This is a genomic window from Massilia aurea, assembly GCF_024753205.1.
GTDB lineage: Bacteria > Pseudomonadota > Gammaproteobacteria > Burkholderiales > Burkholderiaceae_D > Telluria > Telluria aurea.
Map to the genome: position 1 here is coordinate 1 of NZ_JANUGZ010000017.1, position 1909 is coordinate 1909.

A 1909-nucleotide genomic window follows, 5' to 3' on the forward strand; every position below is an offset into this window, starting at 1 on the left:
TGTTACACTGATCGGTACCGGCTCCCCATGTTGGTCGAGAATATAGATCCGTGTTGCGTTGATAGGGCGGCCGATTGGAAGGCGACTGAATGGATCGGTGCCGAGTACGGTAAAGGTGGTCGCGAAGGTTGTTGCCTCGGTCGGCCCATAACAATGCACGAGCCGGGCCGGAGCACTTTCGCGTCGAACCTTGTCGACGATCACGGGATCCGACTGTTCTCCACCGAACATCAGACACCCAAGTTGGCGAAACGCTGTCCGCATGGCGTAAGCATGTTGGCGGAATAGACCGGCCGTGAGGTGCAGAACGCTTACTGCATGCGTCTCGAGTTGGGATGATAAGGCTTGTGCATCAAGGAGGATGCTCTGTGGGACAATTAGCAGCCGAGCTCCGCTAAGAAGGCTTGCCCAAATCTCCCAAGCCGACGCGTCGAATGCCGGGTTGGCGCAGTGAGCTAGACAGTCACCGGGGCCAAAAGGGGCAAAATTATTGTTGGATACGAGTCGAAGAACATTACGATGTTCAATCATCACGCCTTTCGGCAGCCCTGTCGAACCCGAGGTATAGATGATATACGCGAGATGATGCGTTCGTAGTTCGGCAATATCTAAATTGGTTTCGGGGAAGATCGGATCGTTCGTGGCCTGATTCAACATTATTACCGGGATGTCGTTCGTGACCGGGACCTCTTGACCACCAATTACTAGCAAGGCGCGTGGCTTGCTGTCGTCGATTATCTGCGTCAACCGTGCCGGCGGATGGTCTGGATCGAGTGGAACATACGCGCCGCCTGCTTTCAGCACTGCGAGAGACCCTGAGATCATGGCTGCGCCACGCGGGGCGCAGATCGCGACCCGGTCGTCTGGGCCGACTCCAAGCGTGCGTAACTGATGTGCCAGACGATTCGCTTGCTTGTTCAGCTCGGCATAGCTGAGGCTGTGTTCGCTGTCGATAATGGCGATGGCGTCAGGCTGCGAAATTGCACGTGCTTCGAACAAACGATGTACGAGACCGTCGATTGAGTGATTGGATGCAGTGTCGTTGAAGTCGATCAGCACTTGGTCGCGCTTTTCCTGACTGAGCAGCGACAGCCTTGTCAGTGGTCGAGCCGGCGCAGCCACCATTGCCTCCAGTAGGTTTCTAAAGTATTCCGAGTAGCTCTCAATTGTGGCATGGTCAAACAGCGCGGTTGCATATCCGATGCTTCCATCCAGAATGCCATCCTGCTCGGTCAAATTAAGCGACAAGTCGACATGCGCGCTCGACAGCGTGGCGGGTATCTGCATCAGCTCTAGGCTCGGCAAGGTGAACCGAGTACGCAGGGTATTGTTGAGCGATAGCATCGACTGGAACAGCGGACTGTGGGCTAGACTGCGCGGCGGATTAACGACTTCGACAATTTCCTCGAACGGCAAATCCTGATGGGAGAAGGCTTGCAAGGTAGTGGCCTTGATCTGTTCGATCAGCTCGTCGCTGCTGGTGACGGACCCGAGTCGAACGCGTAGCGGGATCGTGTTGACGAAGAATCCGAGTAGCGGTTCGAGCTGCTGGTCCCTGCGGTTCGCCACTGGAGTGCCGACGACGATGTCGTCTTGGCCCGACAGGCGTGCCAGCAAGGTAGACCAGCCCGCCAACAGTGTCATGAAGAGGGTAGCACCATGGTGCCGGGCGAGCGAATATAGGGCCTCAGTCAGTTCGTTGGACAGTCTCAGGTTAACTTTGCCTCCAGCATGCGATTGCAGGGGCGGGCGGGGTCGGTCGGTCGGCAATTCAAGCAGAGGAGTTAATCCCGACAGGTGGTCACGCCAAAAATCGCGCTGACGCAACAGTAGTTCGCCCTGTAGCCACTGGCGCTGCCAGATCGCGTAATCGGCATACTGGAGTGTGAGTGGAGGTAAGGGATCGGCG

General features: G+C 56.6%; 1 protein-coding gene. It reads right to left on the reverse strand.

Annotation, left to right across the window (positions count from 1 at the left end):
- On the reverse strand, positions 1 to 1909 hold a 1909-nt coding region (locus NX775_RS23820), incomplete at both ends, for a non-ribosomal peptide synthetase (protein ID WP_258838239.1).